20 protein-coding genes are annotated in these 26,162 nt (G+C 68.5%); 11 read left to right on the top strand and 9 right to left on the bottom strand.

Features of this window, described 5'->3' with window-relative positions:
• Positions 1–6: 6 nt before the first annotated feature.
• Genes RI03_RS18690 through RI03_RS18680 form a run of 3 tightly spaced genes read left to right on the top strand, consistent with a single transcriptional unit; the run spans position 7 to position 5,138 of the window.
• Positions 7–1,542 (top strand): Y-family DNA polymerase, encoded by a 1,536-nt coding sequence (locus RI03_RS18690; RefSeq protein WP_238542450.1) that lies wholly within the window; start codon positions 7–9, stop codon positions 1,540–1,542.
• Positions 1,539–4,802: an error-prone DNA polymerase gene (locus tag RI03_RS18685; RefSeq protein ID WP_010219171.1), complete on the top strand. Its 3,264-nt coding sequence runs from the start codon at positions 1,539–1,541 to the stop codon at positions 4,800–4,802. The genes RI03_RS18690 and RI03_RS18685 overlap by 4 nt, the downstream gene beginning before the upstream one ends.
• A 3-nt stretch (positions 4,803–4,805) precedes the next feature.
• A complete protein-coding gene (locus tag RI03_RS18680; protein ID WP_010219170.1) occupies positions 4,806–5,138 on the top strand; it encodes a hypothetical protein in 333 nt (110 codons plus the stop codon).
• Positions 5,139–5,156: 18 nt separating this feature from the next.
• On the opposite strand, the gene RI03_RS18675 is transcribed toward RI03_RS18680, so the two are convergent.
• Entirely contained in the window at positions 5,157–5,429 is a 273-nt protein-coding gene (locus RI03_RS18675) for a hypothetical protein (protein ID WP_010219169.1), read from the bottom strand.
• 90 nt (positions 5,430–5,519) lie between these two features.
• Positions 5,520–6,638, bottom strand: a complete 1,119-nt coding sequence (locus RI03_RS18670) for an alpha/beta fold hydrolase (RefSeq protein WP_010219168.1) — start codon at positions 6,636–6,638, stop codon at positions 5,520–5,522.
• Between the two features lie 220 nt (positions 6,639–6,858).
• Here RI03_RS18670 and RI03_RS18665 point away from each other — a divergent pair, with 220 nt between their 5' ends.
• Genes RI03_RS18665 through RI03_RS18655 form a run of 3 tightly spaced genes read left to right on the top strand, consistent with a single transcriptional unit; the run spans position 6,859 to position 11,633 of the window.
• On the top strand, positions 6,859–7,518 hold the full coding sequence (locus tag RI03_RS18665) for a YjbE family putative metal transport protein (RefSeq protein ID WP_010161715.1): 660 nt from the start codon (positions 6,859–6,861) through the stop codon (positions 7,516–7,518).
• The gene (locus tag RI03_RS18660) at positions 7,515–8,180 is read left to right on the top strand and encodes a UPF0149 family protein (RefSeq protein ID WP_010219167.1); all 666 of its coding nucleotides are present in this window, start codon (positions 7,515–7,517) and stop codon (positions 8,178–8,180) included. Before RI03_RS18665 ends, RI03_RS18660 begins: the two co-directional genes overlap by 4 nt.
• Positions 8,181–8,225: 45 nt before the next feature.
• Complete coding sequence (locus RI03_RS18655) at positions 8,226–11,633, top strand: hybrid sensor histidine kinase/response regulator (protein WP_010219166.1); 3,408 nt, start codon at positions 8,226–8,228, stop codon at positions 11,631–11,633.
• A gap of 291 nt (positions 11,634–11,924) precedes the next feature.
• On the opposite strand, the gene RI03_RS18650 is transcribed toward RI03_RS18655, so the two are convergent.
• On the bottom strand, positions 11,925–12,572 hold the full coding sequence (locus RI03_RS18650) for a response regulator transcription factor (protein ID WP_010219165.1): 648 nt from the start codon (positions 12,570–12,572) through the stop codon (positions 11,925–11,927).
• Complete coding sequence (gene acs / locus RI03_RS18645; protein ID WP_010219163.1) at positions 12,569–14,524, bottom strand: acetate--CoA ligase; 1,956 nt, start codon at positions 14,522–14,524, stop codon at positions 12,569–12,571. Before acs ends, RI03_RS18650 begins: the two co-directional genes overlap by 4 nt.
• Before the next feature lie 147 nt (positions 14,525–14,671).
• Here acs and RI03_RS18640 point away from each other — a divergent pair, with 147 nt between their 5' ends.
• The 3 genes from RI03_RS18640 to RI03_RS25145 all read left to right on the top strand — a co-directional run bounded on the left by RI03_RS18640 (position 14,672) and on the right by RI03_RS25145 (position 18,030).
• Positions 14,672–16,123, top strand: coding sequence for a DcaP family trimeric outer membrane transporter (locus tag RI03_RS18640; RefSeq protein ID WP_238542447.1), 1,452 nt, complete (start codon positions 14,672–14,674; stop codon positions 16,121–16,123).
• 32 nt (positions 16,124–16,155) lie between these two features.
• Positions 16,156–17,820, top strand: a complete 1,665-nt coding sequence (locus RI03_RS18635; RefSeq protein ID WP_026046863.1) for an MFS transporter — start codon at positions 16,156–16,158, stop codon at positions 17,818–17,820.
• Between the two features lie 84 nt (positions 17,821–17,904).
• The gene (locus RI03_RS25145; RefSeq protein WP_010219158.1) at positions 17,905–18,030 is read left to right on the top strand and encodes a hydroxamate-type ferrisiderophore receptor; all 126 of its coding nucleotides are present in this window, start codon (positions 17,905–17,907) and stop codon (positions 18,028–18,030) included.
• 1 nt (position 18,031) lies between these two features.
• Here the strand turns inward: RI03_RS25145 and RI03_RS18630 are convergent, their stop codons facing one another.
• The 5 genes from RI03_RS18630 to RI03_RS18610 are packed head-to-tail and all read right to left on the bottom strand — an operon-like array spanning position 18,032 to position 22,333.
• Positions 18,032–19,084, bottom strand: coding sequence for a glycosyltransferase family 4 protein (locus tag RI03_RS18630; protein WP_037515590.1), 1,053 nt, complete (start codon positions 19,082–19,084; stop codon positions 18,032–18,034).
• 3 nt (positions 19,085–19,087) lie between these two features.
• The gene (locus RI03_RS18625; RefSeq protein ID WP_010219156.1) at positions 19,088–19,663 is read right to left on the bottom strand and encodes a class I SAM-dependent methyltransferase; all 576 of its coding nucleotides are present in this window, start codon (positions 19,661–19,663) and stop codon (positions 19,088–19,090) included.
• Complete coding sequence (locus RI03_RS18620; RefSeq protein WP_010219154.1) at positions 19,660–20,316, bottom strand: PIG-L deacetylase family protein; 657 nt, start codon at positions 20,314–20,316, stop codon at positions 19,660–19,662. Before RI03_RS18620 ends, RI03_RS18625 begins: the two co-directional genes overlap by 4 nt.
• A complete protein-coding gene (locus tag RI03_RS18615; protein ID WP_010219153.1) occupies positions 20,313–21,329 on the bottom strand; it encodes a hypothetical protein in 1,017 nt (338 codons plus the stop codon). The genes RI03_RS18620 and RI03_RS18615 overlap by 4 nt, the downstream gene beginning before the upstream one ends.
• Positions 21,326–22,333: a glycosyltransferase gene (locus RI03_RS18610; RefSeq protein WP_010219152.1), complete on the bottom strand. Its 1,008-nt coding sequence runs from the start codon at positions 22,331–22,333 to the stop codon at positions 21,326–21,328. Before RI03_RS18610 ends, RI03_RS18615 begins: the two co-directional genes overlap by 4 nt.
• 213 nt (positions 22,334–22,546) lie before the next feature.
• Between RI03_RS18610 and RI03_RS18605 the strand changes: the two genes are divergently transcribed.
• Both RI03_RS18605 and RI03_RS18600 read left to right on the top strand, forming a co-directional pair.
• Positions 22,547–24,487, top strand: coding sequence for a YhjD/YihY/BrkB family envelope integrity protein (locus RI03_RS18605; protein ID WP_010219151.1), 1,941 nt, complete (start codon positions 22,547–22,549; stop codon positions 24,485–24,487).
• A 101-nt stretch (positions 24,488–24,588) separates the two neighbouring features.
• On the top strand, positions 24,589–26,139 hold the full coding sequence (locus RI03_RS18600) for a tetratricopeptide repeat-containing sulfotransferase family protein (RefSeq protein WP_010219150.1): 1,551 nt from the start codon (positions 24,589–24,591) through the stop codon (positions 26,137–26,139).
• The last annotated feature ends 23 nt before the right edge of the window (positions 26,140–26,162 follow it).

The following is a 26,162-nucleotide window of genomic DNA, read 5'->3' as shown; positions in this document are numbered from 1 at the left end:
CCGCCGATGCGCGAGCTCGGACGCCGGTCCGAGGCGGCGAGCCATCCGTTCAAGAGCGAACTGCCGGTCGCGCACCGTCGTGCCGTGGTTCCGCAACAGCCCGACCATGCGCCGCTCGCGCTGGTCGGCAAGGTTGGCCGGCGCGAGGAGGTGGTCGCCGCCTGCACCGGCGCGCGCGCGCTCGGCATCCATGTCGGCATGGCGGCGACGCATGCGCGCGCATTGGTGTCCGATCTCGATTTCCGTCCGGCCGAGCCCCTAGCCGATGCAGCGCTGCTCGATCGGCTGGCGCTGCTCGCGGTGCGGCGCTGGTCGCCGATCGCAGCGGTAACGCCCAGTGACGGGTTGTGGATTGATCTTGCCGGGTGCGACCACCTGCATGGCGGGGAGGAGAGTTTCTGCCGCCGTCTCCGCGCCTTCTGCCGCCGCGCCGGCTTCACCGCGCGCGTCGCGGTCGCGGATACGCCGGGCGCGGCCTATGCGCTCGCGCGGTTCGGGCCGAGCGCGTGCAGCCGCGCCGCGCCCGGTCAGACCGCGCAGGCGCTCGCCGCCTTGCCGGTCGCGGCGTTGCGGCTTGCGCCCGCCGCATTGGTCGCCGCGCGCAAATTCGGGTTCGAGCGGATCGCGGATCTGCTCCCCGTGGCGCGCGGGCCGCTCGCGCGGCGGCTCGGGCTCGCGGCGATCACCCGGCTCGACCAGGCACTCGGCGCGGTCGCCGAACCGATCGCGCCGCGCGAGGATGCGGTGGTGCCGCGGGTCGAACGCCGGTTGCTCGAGCCGATCGGCACCGCCGAGGCGATCGAACAGGTGATGGCGGATCTGCTCGGCGATCTCGCGCTCGTCCTGCAGGCGCAGGGGCTGGGCGCGCGGTCGCTGCGGCTGACCGGGCTGCGCGTCGACGGCGGCGAACAGGTCGTCGCGATCGGCACGTCGCGCCCGACGCGCGAGGTCCCGCATCTGCTGCGGCTGTTCAAGCTCAGGATCGAACGGATCGACCCCGGCCTCGGGCTCGAGCAATTCGTGCTGGTCGCGCCGCATACCGAGCCGCTCGACGCGGTCGATCTCGGCGCGGTGCTCGCGGGCGAGACGCGCGTGCGCGATTGCGCGCGGCTGGTCGACGTCATCGCCGGGCGGATCGGCGCGCGCAGCGTGTTCCGGATCGCGCCGGTCGAGAGCCATGTCCCCGAGCGCGCGGTCACCCGGTCCGATCCGAACGACCTGCCCGGAAGCTGGCCGCTATGGCAACGCCCGGTCCGGCTGTTCGCGCGCCCCGAACCCTTGTCGCATGTCCTCGCGCTGCTCCCCGACCAGCCGCCGCGCCGGTTCGAATGGCGCGGACGGTCGCATACGGTCGTCGCGGGCGATGGCCCCGAGCGAATCCACGGCGAATGGTGGCGGCGCGACGCGGAAGTGTGGGCGGTGCGCGACTATTACCGGGTCGAGGATGCGGGCGGCGGACGCTATTGGGTGTTCCGTCGCGGCGACGGCTTCGAGGAGGACACCGGGGACCTGTCCTGGTGGATCCACGGCGTCTTCGCATGACCGATTATGTCGAGCTGCAGATGCTCACCCATTTCTCGCTGTTGCGCGGGGCCTCCAGCCCGGACGAGTTGTTCGCGGCGGCGGCGCTGCTAGGCTATCCCGCATTGGGCGTGTGCGACATCGGGACGGTCGCGGGCGTGGTGCGCGCATGGGAAGCGCAGAAGGCGACCGGAGTCCGCTCGATCGCGGGGACGCGAGTCGATCTGTCGTGCGGGCGGCGGCTGTTGCTCTACCCGACCGATCGTCCGGCGTGGTCGCGGATTACGCGGTTGCTGACGATCGGCAAGAAGCGCGCGGGGAAGGGCGGGTGCATGCTCCACTGGCCCGATCTCGCGCCCTGGTCGGACGGCATCGTCGCGATCCTGCTCCCGCACGAGGCGGATACGGACAATCTGGCGGCGCTGGCCGACCTCAAGGCGGTCTACGGCGCGCGCGGCTATATGGCGCTGTTCCAGCGGCGGCGGCCGAACGATGCGGTGCGGATCGACGCGCTCGCGCGCCAGGCGGGGGCGGCGGGGGTGCGTGCGGTGGCGACCGGCGACGTCCTCTATCACGCCCCCGATGCGCGGCTGTTGCAGGACGTGGTGACCGCGGTGCGCGAAAAATGCACCGTCGACGAGCTCGGCTACCGCCGCGAGGTCAACGCCGACCGCGCGCTCAAGCCCCCAGCCGAGATGGTCCGCCGCTTCCGCGACTATCCCGATGCACTGCGCGCGAGCGTCGACATCGCACGGGCCTGCACCTTCGATCTGGGCGAACTCGCCTACCAATATCCGCACGAACGCGTGATCGAGGGGCTGACCGCGCAACAGGCGCTCGCGCAGCTGACGCAGGAAGCGGTCGAACGGATGTTCGATGGCAACGTCCCGCAGGCCTATACCGATCAGATCGCGCACGAACTGCGGCTGATCGCCGAGCTGGAATATGCGCCCTATTTCCTGACCGTCCATGCGATCGTGCGCGAGGCGCGGCGGCGCGGGATCCTGTGTCAGGGGCGCGGATCGGCGGCGAATTCGTGCGTCTGCTTCGTGCTGGGCGTCACCTCAATCGACCCGATCAAGCATGAATTGCTGTTCGAACGCTTCGTCTCGGGCGAGCGCCGCGAGCCGCCCGATATCGACGTCGATTTCGAGCATGAGCGCCGCGAGGAGATCATCCAGTGGATCTATGAGACCTATGGCCGCAACCATGCCGCGCTGACCGCGGTCGTCACGCGCTATCGTGCGCGCGGCGCGGTGCGCGATGTCGGCAAGGCGCTGGGGTTGCCCGAGGATCTCACCGGCTCGCTCGCCGGGCTGATCTGGGGCTGGTCGGCGGAAGGAGTCGGCGAGAAACAGGTCAAGGAACTCAACCTCGACCTCGGCGACCGGCGGCTGCGGCTCACGCTCGAGCTCGCGCGCAAGCTGATCGGGGTGCCGCGCCACATGAGTCAGCATCCCGGCGGCTTCGTGCTGACGCACGACCGGCTCGACGATCTCGTCCCGATCGAACCCGCCGCGATGGAGGACCGGCAGATCATCGAATGGGACAAGGACGATATCGATGCGCTGAAGTTCATGAAGGTCGACGTGCTCGGGCTCGGCATGCTCGGCTGCATGAACCGCGCGTTCAACCTGCTCGAACAGGAAAAGGGGATCCGCGTCGGGCTCGCCGACCTGCAAAGCGACGATCCCGACGTCTATGCGATGATCTCCAAGGCCGACACGCTCGGCACCTTCCAGGTCGAGAGCCGCGCGCAAATGTCGATGCTGCCGCGGATGAAGCCGCGGCGTTTCTACGATCTGGTGATCCAGGTCGCGATCGTCCGGCCAGGGCCGATCCAGGGCGACATGGTCCACCCCTATCTGCGCCGCCGCGAGGGGTTGGAGCGGCCCGAATATCCGCGCCCCGAATTGCGCGCGGTGCTCGAGAAGACGCTCGGCGTGCCGCTGTTCCAGGAACAGGCGATGAAGGTCGCGATCGTCGGGGCAGGGTTCACGCCGTCCGAGGCGGACCAGCTTCGGCGCGCGATGGCGACCTTCAAGTTCACCGGCGGGGTCTCGCATTTCAGCGACAAGTTGATCGAGGGGATGGTCGCGCGCGGCTATCCGCGCGATTTCGCCGAGCGCACCTTCCGCCAGCTCGAGGGCTTCGGCTCCTATGGCTTTCCAGAAAGCCACGCCGCGTCCTTCGCCAAGATCGCTTATGCGTCGTGCTGGATGAAGCATCATCACCCCGACGCCTTCTGCGCGGCGCTGATGAACGCGCAGCCGATGGGGTTCTACGCGCCCGCGCAGATCGTCCGCGATGCGCGCGAGCATGGTGTCGAGGTCCGCCCCGCGTGCGTCAACGCCAGTCGCTGGGATTGTACGCTCGAGCCGACCGGGGGGCGGTATCTCGCGGTCCGGCTCGGGCTGCGGCAGATTCGCGGGCTGTCCAACGCGGATGGCGCGGCGATCGTCGGCGCGCGCGGCACGGGGGCGTTCGATTCGGTCGAGGACGTGTGGCGCCGCTCGGGCGTCCAGCGCGCGGCGATCGAAAAGCTCGCCGACGGCGATGCGTTCCAAGCCTTCGCGACCGACCGGCGGCAGGGGCTGTGGAAGGTGCGCGGACTCGGCGAAGCACCGCTCCCGCTGTTCGCCGCCGCCGATCGCGCGGCCGACAGCGTCAGCGCCGAAGGGGTGGAGCCCGATGTCGCGCTGCGCCCGCTGACCGACGGGCGCGAGGTGATCGAGGATTATCGCACGCTCCAGCTATCGCTGCGCGCACACCCGTTGAGCTTTGTGCGCGACGAACTCGCGCGGCGTGGCGTCACGCGCTGCGCCGAACTCGCGACGATCCGCGACGGGCGGCATGTCGAGGTCGCGGGGATCATCCTGGTGCGGCAGAAGCCCGGCAGCGCGAAGGGCGTGCTGTTCATCACGATCGAGGACGAGAGCGGAATCGCCAACGGCATCCTGTGGCCCGACCGGTTCGAGGCGCAGCGGCGCACGATCATGTCCGCGTCGATGGTCGGGCTGAAGGGGCGGGTGCAGAAGGAAGGCGAGGTGATCCATGTCATCTGCGACAGGATCATCGATCATGGCGACCTGCTCCACCGCGTCGGCGACATGTCCTTCCCGCATCGCACCGGGCGTGGCGACGGCGCGCAGCATCCCGGCTCGCCCGATCGCGGCGACAAGGACTGGAACCCCGCGCCGCGCAATTGCTACTGGCCGCCGCACGCAGACGGCATGGACCCGGAAGAGGTCGTGCGGTTCAAGTCGCATGACTTCCACTGATCGGTGCGGATCGCCTCCCGGCATCAGCGGATCGTGATTGCCCTGTCGGTCCATATCCTGCGCACTGCGGTCGCGCGTTGCGGGGAGCGGCGTGTCGACGGGCCTGAAGTGCGGCTTGCGCTGCGCACGTTGCTGCCGTTCTGCCCGGAGCGCTGGCCGCTCGTGCTGTACTGGGATGCCGCGGGGCAGGAGAATGAGATCGGCCGCGCGCAGGGCGTCACCGCGGCGTTCAACGGAATCGTCCGCCAGTTGCGCCGCGCGGGCTGTTACGAGGAGGTGCCGTCCGCAGGGTCCACGCCGACGCCGCCCGAAACAGGCGGTCGGCGTGAAGCGTGACCCGCGGACGGCGCCTGCTTATTCGAGGTCGTTCTCGCTGATGACGATCGTCGCCTGGTCGCTGTTGCGTGCGAGCGCGACGAGGCCGGCTTCGGCGATCGTATCCTCGAACAGGTTTAACTGCTCGACCGCATCGCCGTCGGGTACGTCGCCGCTCAGCGCTTCGAGCACGGCATATTGCACCGCGAACTGATATTCGTCGCCGTCCACCTCGGCGACGAATTCGACCAGCTTCTCGTCCTCGTTATCGAGGATGGTCGTGTGCGAAATATCCATTTTGTCGGCAGCCATGTCTTCACTCCAGATCGTGTCGGTTCGCGATGTGCGCTTGAACGGACGGGATCAAGGGTGGGTTCGCGAGGGCCGTCGAAATTCTTTCGCTCACTCGGTCCGCTGCAGCAGGTCGACCAGATCCTGCTTCCAGAAGCGCGCGGCGGTATGCGTGCCGTGCCCGCGGGTTTCCGCGCTCTCCGGGATCAAGCGGAACCGCGCATCCTTCATCCGCGCGACCGCACGCTGTGGCAGGTCGAGATTGCGCGGGTTGATGAAGTCGTCGGCGGAATTGATCCAGGTCGTCGGCACGGTGATCTTCTCGAGCTGCGCCCACGGCGCATAGGTGCGCGAGGCGTCGATCTGGTAGATCAGGTCGTTCGCATCGATCTGCGCGATCGACGCCGCGACGCGTTCCCGCGCGAACGTCTCGGCCTGCGCGCGGCGCGGATATTGCGCCTGGAAATACAGCGGTGCAGCACCCGCGACGAACAACAGGCTGGCCGCCGTCCGCAGCCCCTGTGTCGGCGGCGCGCGATAGTCGCCGCCCGCCCACGCCGGATCGGCCTCGATCCCGTCGATCGCGAGCTGCCGCCACATCCGGTTGAGCCCGGCGATCTCGACCGGCTCGCATGCGAGCGGCATCAGCGCGCGCAGGAAGTCGGGATGCGTCTCGCCCCAGACGAGGCCGTGCATGCACCCCATCGACGTTCCCATCACCAGCCGCATCCGGCGGATCCCGAGTTCGTCCTTGAGCACCCGATAGTCCGCCTCGACCATGTCGTCATAATCATAGTGCGGGAAGCGCATGTGCAGCCCGTCGGACGGCTTGGACGATTTGCCGTGGCCGATCCCGTCGGGGAGGATGATCCAGTAGCGCGTGATGTCGAGCGGCTGGCCCGGGCCATAGAGCTCGTCGGCGAATTGCGGGCTGAGGAACTGGCGTCCGGTGCCGCCGGTGCCGTGGAGGATCATCACCGCATTGTCGATCTCGCCGCGCGCGTTGCGATGCGGCTGGCCGAGCATGGTGTAGCCGATCCGCAGTTCGGGGAGTGTCTCGCCCGAGCGGAAGCGGAAATTCCGGAGCGTGGCCTGCGCATCGCGCGCTGGCCATTGCAGCGCAGGCTTCGCCGGCGCGGTCGCCGCCGCCAGGGGCGGAACCTGTGGGGGAGCGGGTGGGGTCTGGGCAACCGACCCCTGGGCGAGCGCGAGCAGCAGCGAGAACAGCATGGCGCTGTTCTGCACGCGAACGCACCCGTCGCCAAGCCACGCTTTGCATCCGCGACAAGGGACGATTGTCGTGCCTGATCCCGCCATTGCACGACCGCCTGTCTGCGCGGCAGGGATTGACCTGGCCCGTCATCGCCGCTTTTCCCTGATCGCAGTTGCGCTACAGTGCGCGGCGATGCGATCGCGAGCCTGTGGTGCCCGCTTTCCTGCTGATAGGAAGATGTACGTGACCGAACTCTGGCAGCATATCGCCACGGACTTTGCCAATATCGGGTCGCCCGCTGCGCTCGCCGCGTTCGCGCAGGTGGTGATGATCGACATCATGCTTGCCGCCGACAATGCGATCGTCGTCGGCGCGCTCGCGGCTGGGCTGCCGGCGGCGATGCGCCGCAACGTGATCCTGATCGGGGTCGCCGCCGCGCTGATCCTGCGCGTCGTCTTCGCGCTGGTCGTGACGCAGTTGTTGCAGGTCGTCGGCCTCGTGCTTGCGGGCGGGTTGCTGCTGGTGTGGGTCGCGTGGAAGATGTGGCGCGAACTGCGCTCCGACGACGGCGGGACCGACGCCGACGCGCTCGCCAGCAAGGCACCGCGCAAATTCTGGGCGGCAGCCTGGGCGGTCGCGGTCGCGGACGTGTCGATGAGCCTCGACAACGTCCTTGCGGTCGCGGGCGCGGCGCGTGACCATCCGGGGATCCTGGCGATCGGGCTGATCCTGTCGGTCGCGCTGATGGGGCTCGCCGCGAACGGGCTTGCGCGCGTGATCGAACGCTATCGCTGGCTCGCCTACGTCGGGCTGCTGGTGATCGTCTATGTCGCTGGGCGGATGATCTGGGAGGGGTTCACCGATCCCGCGCGCGGCGTGCTCACGCTGTTCGCATGACCAGGTTACCGTCCCGCCATCGCCGCCTCGACGACGCGCTGGCGGACCTCCCGCTCGAGGAGCCGATGCTTCTGAGCGAACTCGACGGGTTCCTGACCGGGGTGCTGCTATCCCCGGCCCCGATCCTGCCCGACGAATGGTTCGTCAGCATCTGGGGCATCGCGGAGGACGGCAGCCCCCCGTTCGGGGAGCCGGCGGATGTCCGCTGGTTCACCGACGCGGTAATGGCGCGTTACACCGAAATCGCGCGCGATCTCGGTCGCGGCAAGCCGCAGCCGATCTTCGAGGTCGATGAGCGCAACGGTGACGTGATCTGGGAAATCTGGATCGCGGGATTCGCCGAGGCGATGGATTTGCGCCCCGAAAGCTGGGCCGCACTGGCCGAAGGCGACGATCCGGCAATTGCCGCCGCCGTCGCCGAGCTGTCCCTGCTGATCGCGATCGTGGACAACACCAGCGCGCTCGACACGGTCCAGATCAACGCAATGCAGGACGCGTTTCCCGTGACGATCACGACGACCGTTTTGCGCCTGCACGCGGCCGGGACAGGCGGCGTCGGGGCGCCGCCGCTCTCGCTCGTCGCGCCAGCGCCTGCGAAGGTCGGCCGGAACGACCCGTGCCCATGCGGGTCGGGCAAGAAGTCGAAGCGCTGCTGCGCATAACAGGCGACGCGTTGCCTCGCTGGCCGGGATGCCGCAAGCTGGCCCGTGACGAAACGCGGCATCCGGTCGCGGAGTGAATCAATACGGAGCCGCCTCATCCTCGGACCCAGCGTCCTGCTCGCGATCCTCGGCTATTGTGCGGTGCTGTTCGGCATCGCGTGGGTTGTCGACCGGCGCGGGTTGCCGATTCGGTTGGGGCGGTTCGCCTATCCGCTGTCGCTCGCGGTCTATTGCAGCAGCTGGACGTTCTTCGGCGGGGTCGGCACCGCGGCGATGCGCGGGTGGGACTATCTCGCGATCTACCTCGGCCCTGCGCTCGTCTTCCTGCTCGCACCGCGCTTCCTGACCCGGCTCGTCCGGCTCGCGCGCGACGAGGGGTCGAGCTCGATCGCGGATTTCATCTCCGCGCGCTACGGGCGCAGTCGCGGCACCGCGGCGATCGTCGCGGGGACCGCGCTGCTCGCGTCGATCCCCTATATCGCGCTCCAGCTTCGCTCGGTGACGTTCAGCTTCGGCGCGATCACCGGGGTCGACCGCTCGTCGTCGATCGGGACGTTCGTCGCGCTGCTGCTCGCGGGGTTCGCGATCCTGTTCGGCGCGCGGCGGTTCGAGGTCACCGGGCGTAACCCGGGGGTGGTCGCGGCGATCGCGGCGGAATCGCTGATCAAGCTGCTGTGCTTCGTCGCGCTCGGCGTGTTCACCATATTGCTGCTGGTCGACGTCCCCGCCGCCACGCTCGCACCCCCGATGGCGCGGCTCGGCAGCGGGTTTACCTGGGCCGCGCTGACCTCCGATTTCTGGGTGCGCACGCTGCTGTCCGCACTCGCGATCGTGTGTCTCCCGCGCCAATTCTACGTCGGCGTGGTCGAGGCCGGGAGCCCCGAGGCGGTCCGGCAGGGGCGGTGGCCGTTCATCGGCTATATGGTGGTGATCTCGCTGCTGGTGCTCCCGCTCGCGCTTGCGGGGATGACGGTGCTGCCGGCCGATGCCGCGCCCGATCTTTACGTGCTCGGCGTCCCGCTCAGCCAGGGGCGGCACGCGATCGCGCTCATTGCGTTCATCGGCGGCTTTTCAGCGGCGACCGCGATGGTCGTGGTCGAGACGATCGCGCTGTCGACGATGGCGACCAACGACTTGCTCAGTCCCTTGCTGTTGGGCCGCCAGGGGGATGCGCGCGGCGGCGATCTCGGGCGGCGGCTGTTGCGCGTGCGGCGGCTGATCATCGCGGCGATCGTCGCGGTGGCGTTGCTCTATGGGCGCAACCTCGATGCGGATGTCTCGCTTGCGTCGATCGGGCTGATCGCCTTTGCCGGAGTCGCGCAATTCGCGCCCGCGCTGATTGCGACGGTCGGCTGGGGGTTCGCCGACGAGGAAGCCGCGCGGCGCGGGCTGGTCGGGGGGGTGATCGTATGGATCTACTGCCTGCTGCTCCCGTCGATCGGCGACGGGATCGGGCCGGCGCTCGCGCGGCTGTCGTTCGGGGTGCTCGATCCCGAGGCGCTGCTCGGGTGGCGGATGGGGTCGCCGCTGGTCAACGGCACGGTGTGGAGCCTCGGCGTCAACGTCGCGTTGATGGCGTGGCCGCAGGCGCTGCGCAGGGTCCGCCGCAATAGCGCGCTCGATCATGTCACGACGCACGGCGAACTCGAGCTGCTGGTCGCGCGCTTCGTCGGCGAGAGCGAAGCCGCCGAAGCGATGGCGGCGGTGTCGCGCGACCCCCGCGCGCCGATCGACGGCCCTGCCGCGCGCACCGCCGAGCGGCTGATCGCCGGCGTCATCGGCGCACCGTCCGCGCGCAAGATCGTCGCGTCGAGCATCGCGGGCGCGGCGATCGACGTCAGCGATGTCGTCCGCCTGCTCGACCAGCGCGGCCGCTCGCTGCGCTTCTCGCGCACGCTGCTGTCGGCGACGCTCGAGACGATCGACCCGGGGGTCAGCGTGATCGACTCCACCCTGCGGCTGGTCGCGTGGAATCCGCGTTATGTCGAGATGTTCGATTATCCCGAAGGGTATGTCGTCACCGGGCGGCCGATCGCCGATCTGATCCGCTACAATGCCGAGCGCGGCGGGGCGGGGCCGGGCGATATCGAGGCGCATGTGGCAAGGCGGATGGCGCATCTGTCGCGCGGGACGCCGCACAGTTTCGAGCGGCAACGCCCGTCGGGGCGCTGGATCAAGGCGGTCGGGCGGCCGATGCCCGGCGGCGGCTATGTCCAGAGCTTCACCGACATTACCGCCGAGAAGGAAGCGCAGGCGGATCTCGAGGCACGCGTGGCCGCGCGGACGTCGGATCTCGCGCACTCGAACACGATGCTCGGCGAGGCGCGCGCGGTGGCGGAGACCGCAACGCGCGACAAGACGCGCTTTCTGGCGGCCGCGAGCCACGATCTGCTCCAGCCGCTCCACGCCGCGCGGTTGTTCTGCGCGGCGCTCGACGAGGGGAAGGCCCCCAATCAGACCGACCTGATCCGCGCGATCGACGGCGCGATCGGGTCCGCGGATACGTTGCTGCGCGCGTTGCTCGACGTGTCGCGGCTCGATTCGGGCGGGGTGGTGCCACGGGTCGAGCGGTTCGCGCTGGGCGAGCTGATCGCGGAACTGGCGACGCAATTCCACCCGCTCGCGGCGGAGCGGGGGCTGTCGCTGGCGAGCCACCCGGGCGCGTATTTCGTGGCGACCGACCGATCGCTGCTGCGCTCGATCCTGCAGAACTTCCTGTCCAATGCCGTGCGCTATTCGGCCGACGGGCGGATCTGGATCGGTGCGCGGCGGCGCGGGGGCGATGTGGTGATCGAGGTGCGCGACAAGGGACCGGGGATCGCGGCTGCCGATCGCGATCGGATCTTCGTCGAATTCGAACGGCTCGAAAGCAAGGGGAGCGCAGGCGGCGGGGTCGGGCTGGGGCTTGCGATCGTGCGCCGGATCGCGGATCTGCTGGGGACGCCGGTCGATTTGCGGTCCGCGCCGGGGCGGGGGTCGACCTTCGCGGTGCGGGTGCCGCTGGCGACACCGGGGCGCGACCTGCCGGTTGCGGTCGCCAAACCTGCTGCGCAGGCGGTTCCGCCCGGGCTAAGGATCCTGTGTCTTGACAATGACCTGACGATCCTCGCGGCGCTCGATGCCGCGCTGCGCGCACGGCGGTGCGTGCCGTTGCTCGCCGCGACCATCGCGGAGGCGCTGCAACTCGCGGAGGACGAGGAGCCCGATATCGCGCTGATCGATTTCCACCTGGACGAGCCCGAGGATGGCCTCGCGGTTGCGACGCGGTTGCGCGCGCTCGACCCTGCGCCCGCGGTCGCGCTGGTGACGGCCGATCGCGCGATCGCGGACGACCCGCGCTGTGCGGGAATGACGGTGCTGACCAAGCCGGTCGTGCCCGCGGATCTGTGGGCATTCATCGAACAGGCGTCGCACCGCGCGGCGCAGGTCGTGGCGGTGGATTCGGGACGATGATGTAAATCGCTTCCCCGGCGAGGCCGGGGCCGAGGAGCGAGACGCCAGAAGCCGACAGACGGCGCTTCATTACATCGACCATCGCGACTGGGCCCCGGCCTCCGCGAAACCATAGGTGTTCTCCCGCGAAGGCGGGAGCCCAGGGGGCGCGCGAGCTGTACGCGGTTGTTTTGCTTGGCCCTGGATTCCCGCCTTCGCGGGAAAACAGCATACGAGGGGTCCGTAAAACCGACTTTTGCAGAGGTCACGCCGCCGCCGGGGAACCCGCTAAGAAGCGCGAACCCGCCCGGATCAATCCGCGAAATCCACGTCCATCGCGCGCGCCGCGAGCACCGCCTGCGTGCGGTTCTGAACCCCTAGTTTGCGCAGGATCGCGGTCATGTGCCCCTTCACCGTCCCCTCCGAGATGCCGAGGTCGAACGCCACCTGCTTGTTGAGCCGCCCCGCGATTACGCCCAGCAGGACCTTCAGCTCGGTCGGCGTCAGGCTTGCGACGCGTTTCGAGACGGCGTCGCTCGGGAGCGCTTCGCCGAGCGCATCGCGTTCCCCCGCAAGCGCGCGTGCGACCGCGGCCTCGAGCGTCGCGAGATCGGCGGTCTTGGAGACGAACCCGACCGCGCCATACGCCCGCACGCGCGGCGCGGTAACGGCTTCGTCGGCGGACGAGATGACGACGATCGGCGTGTCGGGCCGCTCGGCATGGAGCAAGGCGACTCCGGCAAGCCCCTCCGACCCCGGCATCCGCAGATCGAGCAGGATCAGGTCGAGCCGCGCCGCCCCGCGCGCGGCGGCGGCGGCTTCGCCCAATTGCCCCGCCTCGATCACGACCGCATCGGGTGCCGCGCGCGCGACCGCGAGCTTGAGCGCCTGGCGGAAGAGCGGATGGTCGTCGGCGATCAGGATCGTGCGGCCATCCGCTGCAGGCAATACGCGCGTCATGCCGGTTCGAGCGACGCCTCCACGCGACCCGCGATCAACGCGTCCACGACCGCCGGATCGGCGAGCGTCGAGGTGTCGCCGAGCGCGTCGAGCTGGTTCTCCGCGATCTTGCGCAGGATCCGGCGCATGATCTTGCCCGAGCGCGTCTTGGGCAGGCCGGGCGCGAACTGCAGCACGTCCGGCGTCGCGATCGGCCCGATTTCGCGGCGGACCCACTGGATCAGCTCCTTGCGCAGGTCGTCGCTCGGCTCGGCGTTCGCGTTGAGCGTGACATAGGCATAGATGCCCTGGCCCTTCACGTCGTGCGGCATCCCGACGACCGCCGCCTCGGCGACCTTTGAATGTGCCACGAGCGCACTTTCGACTTCGGCGGTGCCCATCCGGTGCCCGCTGACGTTGATGACGTCGTCGACCCGGCCGGTGATCCAGTAATAGCCGTCTTCGTCGCGGCGGCAGCCGTCGCCGGTGAAATACTTGCCGGGATAGGTCGAGAAATAGGTCTGGAAGAAGCGCGCGTGGTCGTTCCACACGGTCCGCATCTGCCCCGGCCAGCTGTCCGCGATCACGAGATTGCCCTCGACCGCGCCCTCGAGCACCTTGCCGTCGGCATCGACCAGCTCGGGCTTCACGCCGAACAGCGGCTTGGTCGCGCTGCCGGGTTTGAGCGCGGTCGCGCCGGGGAGCGGCGAGATCATGTGCCCGCCGGTCTCGGTCTGCCACCAGGTGTCGACGATCGGGCAACGCCCGTCGCCGACGACGGTGTGATACCAGTTCCACGCCTCGGGGTTGATCGGCTCGCCGACCGACCCGAGCAGGCGCAGCGAGGCGCGGCTGGTGCGCTTCACCCATGCGTCGCCCTCGCGCATCAGCGCGCGCAGCGCGGTTGGTGCTGTATAGAGGACGTTGACCTTATACTTGTCGACGATCTGCCAGAAGCGGCTGTGATCGGGATAATTGGGGACGCCCTCGAACATCACGGTCGTCGCGCCATTGGCGAGCGCGCCGTACAGCGAATAGGTGTGGCCCGTCACCCAGCCAACGTCCGCGGCGCACCAGAAGATGTCGCCGGGGCGATAATCGAACACATATTGGTGCGTCATCGACGCCCAGACGAGATAGCCGCCGCCGGTGTGGAGCACGCCCTTGGGCTGCCCGGTCGACCCGCTGGTGTAGAGGATGAACAGCGGGTCTTCCGCATTCATCGTCTCGGGCGCGCAGTCGGTCGACTGGTCCGCGACGCACTCGTGATACCAGCAATCACGACCCTCGGTCATCGTGACGGCACCGCCGGTGCGGCGGACGACGATGACGGTGTCGACGGCAAGCGCGCCCTGCGTGAGCGCTGCATCGACATTCGCCTTGAGCGGGATCGTCTTGCCGCCGCGCAGCCCCTCGTCGGCGGTGATGACGAGACGGCTGTCGCAATCGTGGATCCGGTTGCACAGGCTGTCGGGCGAGAAACCGCCGAACACGACCGAATGGATCGCGCCGATCCGCGCGCACGCCAGCATCGCGAACGCCGCCTCGGGAATCATCGGAAGATAGATCGTGACGCGGTCGCCCTTCTGCACGCCACGCGCCTTCAGCGCATTGGCGAGCTTCGACACTTCGTCGCGCAATGCGGCGTAGCTGATGCTGCGCGAATCGGCGGGGTCGTCGCCTTCCCACAGGATCGCGATCGCATCGGGGCGCGCGTCCGCATGGCGGTCGACGCAATTGGCGGCGACGTTGAGCTCGCCGTCCTCGAACCAGCGGATGTGGAAATCGGCCTCGTCGAACGACGTGTCCTTGATCTTGGTCGGGGGCGTAATCCAGTCGAGTCGCTTGGCCTCACGTGCCCAGAAGGTATCGGGGTCGTGCGCGGCTTCGGCGTACATCCGGTCATACGCTGCGGCATCGATCAGCGCGTCCTTCGCCCATGCGGCGGGGACGGGATAGCTGGCCTCGGTCATCGGACTCTCCTTTTCGCGGCATTCTAACGTGTCGCAATCGCACGAACACCCCTCACCAAGGTCAGGGATGGATGTTAGGGCGCGATCCCTCATGGTCCTGGCGCTGACATCCGCGCCAAAGACCGCTGGAGAAGCAGGGAGTTAAGGATGACACGATCGGTATGGACGACGTTGCTGCTGGGAACCGCCCTGGCCGGGGTCGTCCCGGGCGCGGCGCACGCGCAGACGGCGCATGAACTCGAACTCGAGGCCCGGCTGAAGGCCCTCGAAGCCGCGGTGCAGGATCTGCGCGGCGAACTGAACGCGGCGCGCGCGACCGCCGCCACCACCACCACCGCCCCGGCGGCGACGCCCACCACGCCGCCGGCCGCACTCGCGGCGACGCAACAGACCGCACCGACCGCAGTCCCCGGCGGCCCGACCGCGCCGACCGCGGTCGCCGAAGCGAAGCCCACCGGCAAGGGCGCAGGCCCGACCGATGGCTTCAAGGTTGCGGGGACGACGGTCAAGCTCAACGGCTTCATCAAGACCTGGGCCTCGGTCAGCCGCTACAGCGGTGGCAACATCGCCCCCGAATCGGTCGGGCGCGATTTCTATTATCCCAGCATGACCCCGGTCGGCGGGCGCAACGAGGGCAACAGCGTCGAGGCGCATGCCAAGCAGACCCGAATCGTGCTCGCGACCGAGACCCCGCTCGCCGGACACAGCCTGAAGGGCCTGGTCGAGCTCGATTTCCAGGTCGTGCCGGGAACGCAGGGCAACCAGCGCGTCGTCAACGGGTACAATCCGGGCCTGCGCCGCGCGTTCTTCACCTTCGACAACTGGTTGTTCGGGCAGGAATGGACGACCTTCCAATATATCGGCGCGCTGCCCGAGACGACCGACTTCATCGGCCCATCGGAAGGCACGGTGTTCGTCCGCCAGGCGCAGGTCCGCTATACCCGCAAGCTGAGCGACGCGTTCGCGCTGTCGGTCGCGGTCGAGAACCCCGAGACGTCCTCGACCAACGTCGCGTCCGCGACGATTGTCGAGAATTCGGACGATCGCCTGCCCGACGTGGCTGCACGCCTCAACTACAAGGCGAGCTTCGGCGAATTGTCGCTCGCCGGGATCGGGCGCAAGCTCACGATCAACACCGGCACGTTCAAGGACAATGCGACCGGCTGGGGCGTGTCGTTCGCGGGCAAGGTGCCGTTCGGCACCGCGGCGCGCTCCGACCTGCGCTTCATGGTCACGCATGGGGTCGGGATCGGTCGCTATGTCGGGCTCAACCTCGCGCCCGACGCGGTCTATGTGCCGGCCGCGGGTGCGCAGCTCTACATGCCGAGCCTGACCGCGGGCTTTGCCGCGCTGAAACTGGGGTGGACGAGCAAGCTGCGCTCGACCTTCATGGGCAGCGCGCAGGGGATCGATTACGCCACCGCCGGCACCCCCGTCGGCGCGAGCAAGTCGGCGTGGAGCGCGTCGGCCAACCTGTTCTACTCGCCGGTCGAGCATGTCGATCTCGGGATCGAACTGCGCCACGCCGAACGCAAGCTGGTTGACGGGCAAGTCGGCAAGCTTGACCGTGGCGAACTCGCTGCACGTTACTCCTTCTAAAAAACAGAAACGAACATGGAGAGGATGCCGTCATGGCTACAACGGTCGGGGATTCGCCCCTAGGACATACGAAACAAAGCCAGCCACTGATCATCATCGCGTCGTCCTTGGGTGCGGTGTTCGAATGGTATGACTTTTATCTGTACGGCCTGCTCGCGACGATCATTACCGCGCAGTTCTTCTCTGGCGTCAACGAGACGACCGGGTTCATCTTCGCGCTCGCGGCGTTCGCGGCGGGGTTTGCGGTGCGGCCGTTCGGGGCGCTCGTGTTCGGGCGGATCGGCGATGTCGTCGGGCGCAAGAACACCTTCCTCGTCACGATGGCGATCATGGGCCTGTCGACCTTCCTCGTCGGGCTGTTGCCGAGCTACGCGTCGGCCGGCGTCGCCGCGCCGATCATGCTGGTCGCGCTGCGCCTGTTGCAGGGCCTCGCGCTCGGCGGCGAATATGGCGGGGCGGCGACCTATGTCGCGGAACATGCGCCGCAGAAGAAGCGCGGGCTGTTCACCAGCTTCATCCAGACGACCGCGTCGCTCGGCCTGTTCGCCGCGCTGCTGATCGTGATCGGCGTCCGCACCGCGGTCGGCGAGGCAGCGTTCGCGTCTTGGGGCTGGCGGATCCCGTTCATCGTCTCGATCGCGCTGCTCGCGGTGTCGTTGTGGATCCGGATGCAGCTCGAGGAAAGCCCTGTCTTCCAGAAGATGAAGGAGGAGGGCAAGACCTCCAAGGCCCCGCTGACCGAGGCGTTCGCCAAATGGGGCAACCTCAAGATCGTGCTGATCGCCTTGTTCGGCGCGGTCGTCGGGCAGGGCGTCGTCTTCTACACCAGCCAGTTTTACGCCTTGTTCTTCCTCGAGAAGAACCTGCGCGTCGACGGGCCGACCACCAACATTCTGATCGCGCTTGCCCTGTTGATCGCGACGCCCGGGTTCATCTTCTTCGGCTGGCTGTCGGACCGGATCGGGCGCAAGTGGATCATCCTGTCGGGCTGCGCGCTCGCCGCGCTGACCTATATGCCGCTGTTCCACGCGCTGTCGCAGGCGGCAAACCCTGCTTTGTATGCGGCACAGGCATCGTCACCGGTCGCGGTCGTCGCGAACCCGGCGGAATGCTCGGTCCAGTTCGACCCCGTCGGCAAGAACAAGTTCGACAGCAGCTCGTGCGACATCGCCAAATCGTATCTGGCGAAGGCGGGCATTTCCTACGCCAACGTCGTGGCACCGGCGGGAACCGTCGCGCAGATCAAGATCGGTACCGCCACGATCCCGGTGGTCGATCCGGCCAAGGTGACCGGGCCTGCCCGCGCCGCCGCGATCAAGGTGTTCGGCGGCGAGGTGAAGGCCGCGCTGACCAAGGTCGGCTATCCCGAAAAGGCGAATCCTGCGCAGATCAACAAGCCGCTCGTCGTCGCGATCCTCGTCGTCCTCGTGCTGTACGTGACGATGGTCTACGGCCCGATCGCGGCGTTGCTGGTCGAGCTGTTCCCGACGCGGATCCGCTACACGTCGATGTCGTTGCCCTATCATATCGGCAACGGCTGGTTCGGTGGGTTCCTCCCGACGATCGCCTTCGCGATGGTCGCCGCGACCGGGGATATCTATTACGGGCTGTGGTACCCGATCCTCGCCTGCGCGGTGACCGCAGTGGTCGGGCTGGTGTTCCTGCCCGAGACGTTCCGACGGTCGCTCGACGGCTGACGCCTTCGTAAAGAAACATTAAACCGGCCCGGGATCGTATGGCGATTCCGGGCCGGTTGCGTAACGGGCGCGGTACAATTTACTTTGTTCGCGATCAACGCGGCGAACCTGTTCGACAAGAAGTATGTGTCGACCGGTTACCTCGATTACGCCTGGTGCTGGTACGGCAACCGCCGCACGGTGCAGGGGACGGTAGCCTTCAGCTGGTAAGCTAGCCGTTCCGCGACCTTACCGTGCGGCGCGAGAGCACGTCCGCGTACAGCGCGTGATAGTCCGCCGCCATCCGGTCCGCGGAGAAGCGCGTGATCACATCGGCGCGGCACGCGTGCCGGTCGATCCCGGCAACCCGGTCGATCGCCGCGACCGCCTGTTCGGGGGTGTCGACGACGAAGCCGGTCACGCCGTCGCGGACGATGTCGGGCATCGACCCGCGTCGGAACGCGATCACCGGGGTTCCGCAGGCCAGCGCCTCGACCACCGACAGCCCGAACGGCTCCTCGAAATCGATCAGGTGGAGGAGCGCCATCGCCGATCCGAGTGCGGACAGCCGTTCCGTGCCCCCGAGCGCACCCGAATAGCGCACGGTGACGCCGTCGATGTGCGGGCGGACCTCTTCCTCGAAATAGCGCTCGTCCTGGACGATCCCGGCGATGTGCAGCGGGATCCCCGCGGCGCGCGCGACCGCGATCGCGACCGCGGTCCCCTTGTCGGGATGGATCCGCCCGAAGAACAGGAGTTCGCGCACTGGTGTCGCGCCGAACGGGAACGCCTCGACGACGATCCCGTGCGGGATCGTCGCGGCGTAGCGCAAGACCGGGCTGCGGTCGGTCGCGCTGATCGCGACATAGTCGACGTCGTGCTGATATTCCTCGAGCATCGGCAGGATCCGCTTGGACGGCATGCCGTGGAGCGTCGTCACGATCGGGGTGCGGATCATCCGGCTGAACGCGAGCGGGACGAAATCCGCCTGGTTGTGGATGATGTCGAACGCATCCGCTTGTTCCATGACATGCGCGACGTGGCGCATCTCCCAGACCTTGGCGTCGATCCCGGGGGCATCGTTATACGGCCGCGGCACTACGCCTGCGAGCGTCCCCGCGGTTGCGCTGTCCAGCGTCGCGAACAGCGTGACGTCGACGCCGCGCGCGACCAGCGCCTCGGTCAGCACGCTCGTGCTCAATTCCCACGGGCCATAATGGTGCGGCGGGGTGCGCCACGCGATCGGCGCGAGCATGGCGATGCGAAGGGGGGCGTTCTGGGTCATGGTTTATCGACGTTCATAGGATTGCACGCGCCACCGGCCGGTGCGGGTATCGCCGACGCCACGCCAGCGCACGCCGGTCGCGGCGAGGAAGCGGGCATGGATGTGCGCGGCATGCTGGACGAAATCGGGATAATCGACGCGGTGATGCGCGAGCACCAGCCGCCCGCCGCTCCGCAGCGAGGCGGCGACATCGCGCGCGACCTGCCGCAGCGCGCGGGGCGACAGATAATATAGCACCTCGGCGACCACCACCGCGTCGTAGCGCGCCGCCGGGAAGCGTCCCGGCAGCACCAGCCGCCGGACTTGCACATGGCGATCAGCCCCCACCGCGCGACGCACCAGTTCGACCCCGCTCTCCGCGCCTTCGGTCGCATCGAGCCGCAAGGCACGATGCGCGAGCGCGACGCTGTTGGAACCGTTGCCCGCCGCCAGCTCCAGCACCCGCCCGATCGGTCCCGACCCGAGGCCGTGGAGGATCGCGCCGCGCTTGTGCGCCTCGTCGCGATTGGTGAAGGTGCTCCACGGGTCCGCGTCGCTCGCAAATTTCTGCTCGAACCCGGCGAGATCGATCGGCTTCATCGCGCCATCGCGCGATAGCGTTCGACCGGATGCGCGAAGGCGGCAAGCTCGCCGCGCGAGATGGTGAACCCGGTCGGATCGTCGTCGATCATCCCGAACTGGCTGTAATAGCGCAGGATCGCGCCCCGCTTCGCCGCACCCGACGGACCGAGCGCCAGCCGGTGCGTCGCCGGACGCGCGCGAATCTGGCGGTTGGGCCAGACGAGATATTCGAGCCGCCGCACCGCCGGGCAGTCCGCCGCGACCGCAGCGACGATCCGGTGATCGGGATGATCGTCGTCCTGCGCGGGGATGACGAGCAGGTCGTGCCCGCGTCCCTGCGCGAGCGCCCGCGCCAGCGTCGCCCGCACCATCGTGCCGCCAGCGGTCATCCCGCCATCGGGCAGCCCGAGAAACCGCACGTCGCGCGCCGCGACCCCAATCCGCGCCAGCACCGCGCGAGTCTCGCGCCGTCGCTGCGCGACCAGGCGTGCGCGCGGCCAGCGCAGGCTGTTGGGGTGCGACCCCGCGCCATCGGTCGCGATCACCACGCGGACCCGCGCCCCGCGCCGTCGCAACCGCGAGATCAACCCGAACGCGCCGATCGCCTCGTCGTCGGGATGCGGCGCGACGATCAACGCGCTGCGCACCCGGTCGAGCGAAAGCGGCTTCACAACGTGGGGACCAGCACGGCATCGACCGCTGCGGTGCCGACCCGCATCCGCTGCGCATCGGGGGCGGGCTGGCGCAGATACACCATCAGGTCGGTCATCGCCGCCGACAGCGGATGCGCGACGAACATTCCCGACAGCCCGACCGCCTGTTGCGCGAGCAAGAGTGCGCGTTCAGCCGCAGCAGCGACCGCGAGCCGCGCCGCCGCGACACGCTCGATGAACCCGGCTTCACCCCAGTGTCCGGCGGTCGACCGGACCGCAGCGGCGGCGGCGTCGGCCGCGCCGTAGAGGTCCGCGAGTCGCCCGAGCTGGTGCGGGTCGCCCGTCCGACCGGTCGCGACGAGATGCGCGCGGACATGATCGAACAGCGCTGCGACTCCACCGGCATGGCACGCGACGAACCGCAAGGCACCCCCGCTGAAATACGGCTCGCGCGCATAATCGCCCGGAGCGCCGATCGTGCGGAAGCTCGCGGAGTCCGCGCCATGCCAGCGCACCACATGCGTCTGCGACCGTTCCATCCCCACGACGTTCCACCAGTCGCGATCGATCTCGGGCGCGGAGGCGGCGAGATCGATCAGCACGAGCCGATGCCCCTCGGGCGTATCCGCGCCGGCAAGCGCATGGCTGAGGATCCCGGAACCCGACGCGAAACTCTTGCCGCCCTCGAGCCGCGTACCGGCGACGCGGAGCGGTTCGTCGGGGATCGCGGCGTTCCACACGCCGAACAGCCCGCCATCGGCAGCGGTCGCCAGCACCGACTCCGCCTGGTCGTCATAGCGCCCGATGATCTGAAGCGCGTCGACATGCCCCTCGAACAACCGCGCGAGCGGCAGGTCGTGCCGCCCGATCCGGTACAGCATCCGCAACAGGGTCAGCAGCTCGGCGGCGTCCCGCGGATCGCCGCGTACCGGGAGCAGGCCATGCAAGGCGCGTAACGTCTCCGCCATCGACCACGCTTCGGCCCGCGCGGAAGCGAGCAGCGTGTCGAGCGGATCGGGCGCGAGAGTCATGCGGCAACGCCTTGATGCTGGAGCAGGAGCGTCGCCAGCGCGGCTTCGGCGGTGGCGAGGTCGACCAGCCGTTCGCCGCCGGGAACATCGGGCACGACGCGGATCGCGAACGCCTCGGCGGTTTCCGCATCCGCCGCAGCCTCGTGGATATGGTCATGGCCGCAGCACAGGGCTTCCGCCAGCACCCCGGCACCAGCAGCGGTCACCGGCCACGCTGCCCGCGCGACCGCGTGCCGGGCATAGCGCCACGCGACGTCCTCCGGATGCGCCATTCGCGCCGAACCGCCCCCGGATTGGTCGAGATCGCGGAGATGGTCCGCCAATCCGCCCCGCGCGCGCCCGTCGCGCCGCGTCGAGGTTTCGACCCGGATCGCGCAGTCGCGCCGAACGCGTAGCCCGAGGCGATAGGCCTGATCGACCAGCCGCGCATCCTCGCCCGCCGCCACTGCTGCGAATCCGCCCAGACGCAGGTAGGTGGCACCCGAACAGCCAAGGCTCGCGGCGCTCGTATAATGATGCGGTGCTCCGTTTTCCCATGGGACGGGATCGAGCAACCGGCGCAACCGGGCGAGCCCGTCATAATAGGCCTCGATCCGGTCCTGAACCGGGCTGGCCGCACCGCCGCTGCGGACGATCAGCCCGGCTGCGATGTCGGCCAGGTCGAGCGCTTCGATATTGCTGGCGATCCAGTCCGTCGCCGGGACCGAGTCCGCGTCGGTCGACAGGAGCACACCCGTCTCGCCGACCGTCGCCAGCCCGAGCGCCATCGCCGCCGCCCGCGCGCGGCCTGCGTTGGGGGCGGTGTTCGGCGGGAGCACCTGCGTGACGACTGCGTACGGCAATGCCGCGCAACGCGCCGCGACCACCGCTGCGCTGTCGTCGGTACAGGCGTCGAAGACCACGCACAGCACGAACGATCCGGCGCGCTGCTGGCGTGCGAGCGCGTCGAGCAAACGGGGCAACAGCACCGCTTCGTTGCGGACCGGAACGCACACCGCGACCATGCCCGCCCGCGGGTTCGCGACTGTTGGTCGATTTCGCGGCAAAGGGGGGGCGTCTGCAATCGCAGAATGCGCATCGGAACGAGACATCAGGCGAATTCTCTCCCTTTCGCCCGACAAACGCCGTCGGGAGGGAAATGGATCAAATTTCATTACGGTCGCGCGTCATTTTGTTTCTGCGCTGTGACATTCGGCGGTCGTGCCCGCTCCCACCTGATGTCCATCAACCCGAATGCCCGGAACGGCCACGTCGGCCGTGGGTTCACCGACATGGTCCGTGTTGCGGGGCCGCAGCAAATCGGGGCGTGTGTGGACGATCAGGGGAAAAATGCGGACAGCCCGTGGCAGATGCCGCGCGCGGCGTGGATCGCGGTGCTCAAGCGGACATGGGCCGAGACGGGTGCCGACAATATCGGGCTGATCGCTGCGGGCGTCGCCTTCTACGGTTTTCTCGCAATCGTTCCGATGCTCGGCGCGATCGTGCTGGTGTACGGCCTCGCCGCCGACCCCGCGACCGTCGTCCACGACATGACCGAGCTGACCTCGATCATGCCGAAGGATGTCGCCAAGCTGATCGGCGAGCAGTTGATGAGCGTCGTCCAGACCTCCGACGGCAAGAAGGGCTTTGGCCTCTTGCTGGCACTCGCGCTCGCCTTGTTCGGCGCGCGCAACGGTGCGGGCGCGGTGATCACCGCGCTCAATGTCGCTTATGAGGAAACCGAGAAGCGCAACTTCTTCTGGGTCAATCTGCTCGCGATCGGAATCACCGCGGCGGCGGTGATCGGCGCGATGCTTGCGCTCGTCGCGATCGCGGCGCTCGGTTATCTCGGCACGCTGTTCCCGAACGCGCCCGATTTCGTCGTCGTGCTGGGGAAGATCGCGGTCTACCTGCTGCTGACCCTGGTGGGCGCGGCGGCGGCGGCGACGTTGTACCGCTATGGCCCGTCGCGGCGGCACGCGCGCTGGTCGTGGCTGACGCCGGGGTCGATCTTCGCCGCGCTGTCGTGGCTGCTGCTGACGATCGGCTTCGGGATCTATGTCGCGCAATTCGGCAATTACAACGCGACCTATGGCTCGCTCGGCGCGGTCGTGGTGACGCTGACGTGGCTGTACCTCTCGAGCTACATCCTGCTGTTCGGCGCCGAGCTCAACTCGGAGCTCGAGCACCAGACCGAGCAGGACACGACGGCTGCTCCGCCCGAAGCGCAGGGGGACCGGGGCGCGTGGGTGGCGGATCATGTCGCCGATACGCCTGAGACGGTTGGCACCGCGACGGGAGACAAGCCGGGACGCGTTTCGTCCTGGCAGGGTGCCGCCGGCGGAATTGCGGGCGGGCGGGCGGCGGCAGTGGCCGGCTTGCCGAAGGTCGGCTGGAAGACTTCGGCTGCCGCGACGGTTGGCCTCGCGTTGCTGCGACGCGGTCGCGGCTGGGAAGGCGCGCTGCTCGTCGCTGGCACCGCTGCGCTTGCGTGGAGCGGGCGGAAGCGCGCGCGCCGGGTGGAGGCAGTGTTCTTCGACGTCGACGGGACGCTGGTCGACAGCAACGACCTCCATGTCGACGCCTGGGACACCGCGTTCCGCGCGCACGGCTTCATCGTCGATCGCGCGGCGATCCGGGGGCAGATCGGCAAGGGCGGCGACATGCTCGTCCCCACGCTGCTGCCGGGAACCCCGGAGAAGACCGTCAAGGCCCTGTCCGACCGCCACGGCAAAGTGTTCAAGCAGCGCCATCTCGGCGCGGTCGAGCCTTTTCCGCAAGCCGCCGCGTTGCTGGAACACGTTCATGCCAGCGGCTGCCGTGTCGTGCTCGCCTCGTCCGCCGATGCGCATGAGGTCGATCATTACGTCAAGCAGCTCGGGATCAAGCGGGTGATCGACGCGCGGACGACGATCGACGATGCCGCGACGTCCAAGCCTGCGGGCGACATTTTCGCGGCGGCGCTGCGCAAGGTCGCGCCGGTCGACGCCGCCGCGACGATCGTCGTCGGCGACACGCCGTTCGACGTCGAGGCGGCGACAAAATGCGGAATCCGCACGGTCGCGCTGCGCTCGGGCGGGTTCGATGACGCCGCGTTGCGCGCGGCGGGGGCGATCGCGCTGTACGACGACGTCGCCGACCTGCTCGCGCGGTTCGATACCTCACCGCTCGCGGAGTGAGGCAGGCCGCTTGATCGCGGCGCAGCATCATGGTCTGTGTGGGGGTGATGCTGTCCGCCTCCCTGCCTCCTGTCGCCACGCCCCGCTGGCATCCCCGGTTGATGGAGGCGGCGCTCGCGCTCCACGACAACCGCCTGTCGGATGCGGAGCCGTTGCTCCGCGCGCATCTGAAGGCGGACCCGTTCGATGCGGCGGCGATGCGGATGCTGGCGGAACTCGCCGGGCGGATCGGGCGGTACAAGGATGCCGAGACGTTGCTGCGGCGTGCGCTGGAAGTGTCGCCCGCCTTCCACGCGGCGCGCGCGAACCTTGCGATCGTGCTGTACCGGCTCAACCGCCCGATGGAGGCGATCGCCGAACTCGACGCATTGCTCGAGGAGGAGCCCGACCATGCCGGGCACGCCAACCTCAAGGCCGCGGCGCTGGGGCGGGTCGGCGGATTCGACGATGCGATCACGCTGTACGAGACCGTGCTCAGGACCGCGCCCGACCAGCCGCGCGTGTGGATGAGCTACGGCCATATGCTCAAGACGGTCGGCCGGCAGGCGGACGGGATCGCCGCGTACCGCCGCGCTGTCGCGATCACGCCCAGTCTTGGTGAAGCATGGTGGAGCCTCGCCAACCTCAAGACGCTGGTGTTCACCGACGCCGACATCGCGACGATGCAGGCGGCGCTCGCGCAGGAGGACCTGAGCGACGAGGATCATTTCCACCTCGATTTCGCGCTGGGCAAGGCGTGCGAGGATCGCGGCGCGGCGGATGCGGCGTTCGGCCATTATGCGGCGGGGAATGCGTTGCGGCGGACCAAGCTCGTCTACGACGCGGATGAGACCACTGCCTTCGTCGACCGCAGCATCGCGACCTTCGACGCGGCGTTCTTCGCGGCGCGTGCGGGGCAGGGCTGCGCCGCGCCCGACCCGATCTTCATCCTCGGCATGCCGCGCGCAGGATCGACGCTGGTCGAACAGATCCTGTCGAGCCATCCGCTGGTCGAGGGCACGTCGGAGCTGCCCGACATCCCTGCGCTCGCGCGTCAGGTGGCGGACTATCCGGCGGGGGTGGCGTCGCTCGATCCTGCGGCCTTGCGCCGGATCGGGGCGGCGTATCTCGACCGCGCGGCGGTGCAGCGGCGGACCGACCGCCCGTTCTTCATCGACAAGCTGCCCAACAACTGGGCGCATGTGCCGCTGATCCTGGCAATTTTGCCCAACGCCAAGATCATCGATGCGCGGCGCCACCCGCTTGGTTGCTGCTTTTCGAACTTCAAACAGCATTTTGCCCGCGGGCAGGCGTTCAGTTACGCGCTCGACGACATGGGGCGCTATTACCGCGATTACGTCCGGTTGATGGCGCATGTCGACGACGCGTTTCCCGGCCGGATCCACCGTGTCGTGTACGAACGGATGGTGGGGGATACCGAAGCGGAAGTCCGCGCGCTGCTTGCAGCCTGCGGGCTGGACTTCGACCCCGCGTGCCTCGCGTTTCACGAAACCCAGCGCTCGGTACGGACCGCAAGCTCGGAACAGGTACGCAAGCCGATCTTCCAGGAAGGGACGCGCGCGTGGCACGCGTTCGATCCGTATCTGGGCGCGCTGCGCACCGCGCTGGGCGACGTCGTGGACTGCTACCCCGAGGTGCCGCGCTTCGGCTGAATTCGCTGCGTTGCAAAACTGTC

The organism is Sphingomonas sp. PAMC 26621, assembly GCF_000251145.1.
GTDB lineage: Bacteria > Pseudomonadota > Alphaproteobacteria > Sphingomonadales > Sphingomonadaceae > Sphingomonas.
This window is presented reverse-complemented; position numbering and strand designations above follow the sequence as displayed.